The 4,085-nt window shown below is 47.8% G+C and carries 3 protein-coding genes; all 3 read right to left on the bottom strand.

Features of this window, described 5'->3' with window-relative positions; translation table 11 throughout:
* Positions 1-225 precede the first annotated feature (225 nt).
* Positions 226-2,532: a LemA family protein gene (locus A3751_RS14620; RefSeq protein WP_068457427.1), complete on the bottom strand. Its 2,307-nt coding sequence runs from the start codon at positions 2,530-2,532 to the stop codon at positions 226-228.
* Between the two features lie 149 nt (positions 2,533-2,681).
* Entirely contained in the window at positions 2,682-3,641 is a 960-nt protein-coding gene (locus A3751_RS14615; protein WP_068457425.1) for a hypothetical protein, read from the bottom strand.
* Positions 3,642-3,899: 258 nt separating this feature from the next.
* Positions 3,900-4,085 (bottom strand): MBL fold metallo-hydrolase RNA specificity domain-containing protein (locus A3751_RS14610; RefSeq protein WP_068457424.1); only part of this gene is annotated, 186 nt, incomplete at its 5' end.

The following is a 4,085-nucleotide window of genomic DNA, read 5'->3' as shown; positions in this document are numbered from 1 at the left end:
ATTTAGAAGTCCCAGAAAACGACACTCAGCAGCGAGCAAAGTAACTCAGCGAATAACGGAACACGGCCAAAAACGAGCAAAAAGAGTGACAAAAGATCTGATCGATCGCCTAACAAGCCGCTTACCTGAAAAACAGAAGCTAGAAACTAGAAACTCCGAACCCGAACCCGAAACCAAGCACAACAAGCGGACGCATTTATTAATGTTCGCCCGCCATGTTTCAAGCTATTTATCAAACGAGAGCAAGGTAAGCTGTTTAAATTTGAAGATGCGCGTGAGCAGCACATCTGGAAAGCTTTGTATCCGCGTATTATATTCGCGGACCGCATCGTTAAAACCATGGCGCATCAAGGCGATCTCGTTTTCCATGGCCGTCATAGTGTCGAAAAATTCCTGCACAACCTCATCAGCCTTTAAATCCGGGTACGCTTCTAGCTTTACATTCAGCGCTTTGACGAACCGCTGCTCAGATTGAATTTGCTTAGCGGCTTGCCCCGAGGTTTTTACACGCTTACTCGAACGTGTGCGTAGCTCTGCTAGTTCTTGCAACAATGCCTTCTCATGCTGTAAGTAGCGACGAACGACTCTCTCAAGCTGTTTGAACAGATCTGCGCGCTTCTTCAAGGCCACCTGAATATTCGCCCAATTTCGACTAGCCCGCTGTTTGAGAAACACAATATCGTTATAGTGCAGAACAATGGTGAAGGCGATTAGAAAAACAGGGCCTATCAATCCGGAAACAAAATAGTCAAAGGCGGAGAACTGCCCATTCACGCCATTCAAAAAGGTGGCAAAAAAGAAAATACTCGAGAACGCGAACAGCAACGAGAGCATCGCCTTTGTCGCCTTTCGGATCATGATGTCACGTTCACTGTAGTTACTGAGAATGAACGTGTCCGTGCTTCTGGGCTTGTTCAGAAAAAGATGATCAGGCCGAACAGGGTCGACGGATGCCTGCCCTAAAGCATAAATCGCATCGCCATCATTTAACGCCCATTCGGTGTAACGCTTGTCTCCGCTTCGCCTCACTTTCTTATGACGAGTGATGACCTCCGCATCCGAAGCATCAATCAACAGCTCTCCTTCGCTGTCCTCACAGTAAAAGCGGATGCCTTTTGTGTCATCGGTCAGCGTCACCCATTTGGACCTCTTGCCAGACCCGCGTTTTTCTTGAACAAGATAACGATACCAAACACACTTGGAGAACGTCACTGGGCCTAACAAGCTATGGCCTTCTATTAAGCCGACATTCCCCTTAAGCTCCACCGTACCAAACGCTACCCCTTTGGTTTTAGAGGTGGGGATATTCTCGATCATCCGTTTTACTTTCGCGTATCGAAAACCGAAATACGCCAAAACAATAAAGAGAACGAAACCGCCACCTGCCATGAAGAGATATCTCGTTTCTTTAACCGAAGTTTTCTCATAGTTGGCCAATCGACCCTGAGCAACGTGGCGTTCTTGTTCATTAAGGTATGCCACTTGCGGTGTCGTTTTATGCCCACTTAAACTGGCATAGGCGTTCTCCGGAAATTGCGCAATTTGCATCCCATACATTTGATCGAGATAGAACAGATTTAACCGAATTTCAGTAATACGCTGCGCTTTCCAGCTGCTCTCTCGATACCTATGAGAAACCAGCTGCCCCAGATTCTCCCACCCCGGCCAAAACACTTCGCCTGCCCCTAGAATGGCCTGAATTTCGCTTTCAGCCTGTCGTTGTTTTTCACTGACATAAGCGGCACCGGCTTGGACGTTGGTGCTCATGCTCGTATAGCCATAACCCAGCAAAGCCGCGCTTGTTACACATGTCATGAGGCTCAGGTAAGCCAATAAACGATGTATCTGAAAGAGGTACATTGACGCGCAGATCGCCAAGGCGTAAAGCGACACACCACCCCAAATATGCAGAATTGCATCTGTACCTAGAGAACCTCGCTCTTCCGCGGCAGAGAACTTAGAGATGATCGGTAAATAGCGGCCTTCCCTATCAAACCGGAAGTGAATTGAAGGTTCAGAGTCAGAGTTTAAGGTCACTTCCGCCCAACCGTATATCAAGACACTCTGACCAGGCTCAATGCGCCATTCAGTGTATCGATAGTCACCTTGACGCTCAGAATAAGATGCGGGCATGGACCAGCGAATGCCGCCGCCGTTACCCGCTATCAAGACACTAGCGGACGAAGAATGGTCTTGGAGGTCAAAGCTCATGGCTCTTGTAATGTCGGCTTCCGTCACCCATCGCGTCTTGCCTTCAGAGTCCGTTTCTTGGCGTTCCTTCAGATACCGGAAATAAACACTGGGCACCTTCTGTTTTGTGCTTCGCAACAGCGGTTTATCAGGCGGGGCCTCTACATAAGCCTCTACCTGAGCCTCGCCCGAAAGCACACCCAGAATAGGTGAAGGTACAATCCGTTCTAATTGCCGGAAATCCTGAATGGTTTTAAAGCCGGACTGACTTAGTTGAATTGCGAAATAAAAGCTGACCACCATCACAATGCCAGCCACCGCCCTGTATAACAGAGAATGCATGCTATCCCTTTCATGTAAAACAGAATGCTGAAAAGGTTATCACAGCGCAAAGGTATCACAAGAAACACTGAGGCAAATCGCAAAAAAGGCTGACAAGAGACCTGATCGATCGCCTGCCAACCCTTTACTTTAAGAGCTGGATGCCGTCTTTAATTCACATCAAAGCTCAACCACTCTGAACGCGGGCCTTCCATGCCGCTATCGTCCACAGTTGCAATGCTGAACAGGTAGTTCCCGCGAGGCAACTCACCCACGGTAAAGGTTGTATTCGCACCTTCTACGCTGAGCTTTTGTTCTGTCGCCCCCTCCTCCTGCATGTAAAGACTAAAGCCTGATATTTCTTCGACCGTTAACGGCGTGCCGTCTGTGCGTTCTGCAGGTAGATCCCAACTCAAATTCAGAGTAGGAAGATTGCTTACAGCGAGCGTCGCGACAGAAGAGACCACAAAGTCGCTGCCATTAGTAATCACCACATCGTATTGCGCGCTATCTACTAACGAGAGTCCATCCATCGCATAATAGGAAAGCGTTGCACCGGCGATCTCTTGACCATCTTTTCTCCACTGATATTGCATGGGCGTTTCGCTCATCGCGCTCACATTAAGCGTTACACTCTCATTCACATATGCTGATGCAGACATAGGCTGCAAAGAGATGTCGATCGGGTGAAAAGTCGGCAGCTGTGACTCAACAACGTCAAGAATGGCAGAAGCTGACTGCGAAACACCGCGAGCACTCACTACAACCTGATACTGACCAGAATTTTCTATGGTGCTTTGATCAATCATAAAGTGGTCGGTCGTTGCACCGACGATCTCCGCGCCGTTAAAAAACCACGCATAAGAAAGATTACTACCATCATTCGTTTGCGCGACAACAGTAAACGAAACCATCTCCCCTGCATCGACTTGAACTGATTCAGGTGCCGAAACAATGCTGACTTGCGTGCTTTTATTCTTGCGACCCTTGCTCGTTCCTTCCGTTGAGGTATTGCCATCCTTCCATGCTGGCTTCGCTTGTGCTTGCATTGCAAAACTACTCAACGCGAAAACCAACACTGCAATAACCAAGTGCGTTGTTTTAGAAAAAGAACGATGCTGTAAAACCATTGATGCCACCCGTTTGAAACTAATGTGTTGCTGACGGCGGCAATTAAAGTGTGAAATTCTGAAAACTGCTGGAAACCGGTCTCGATTATAGGCTAATTTGAGTCAATTTTTTGACTAAACTATAAGCACGAGACTTACATCGCAAAAACAGCGTTAAGCGATACGTAGAACATATGAGAACTGACTCGGTGGAGAAGATAAAAAAGAAAGAACTGTCGCAACAAGCGGCAGTAGAAAACATACGGACACAAAGACGCTCTAAAAACTGATTACATCTCCCAACTCGGGAATCTCAGCTTCCCAACCACGGCCGCGCGCCGCTCTGCGCAATGTCTTTTTAGCTTCGTCTTCACCATGCACAAGCAACAACCGCGGCTTCTCTTTAAAGTTATCGAGCCAATCAAGCAGTTGCGTTTGGCTAGCATGTGCCGAAAAGCCGCCCAT

The sequence above is a fragment of the Oleiphilus sp. HI0080 genome (genome assembly GCF_001635135.1).
This window is presented reverse-complemented; position numbering and strand designations above follow the sequence as displayed.

What these genes read in the sequence shown, in the direction of transcription:
- A3751_RS14620 (WP_068457427.1), bottom strand. Translation starts at nt 2,532, where the DNA reads ATGCATTCTCTGTTATACAGGGCGGTGGCTGGCATTGTGATGGTGGTC.
- A3751_RS14615 (WP_068457425.1), bottom strand. Translation starts at nt 3,641, where the DNA reads ATGGTTTTACAGCATCGTTCTTTTTCTAAAACAACGCACTTGGTTATT.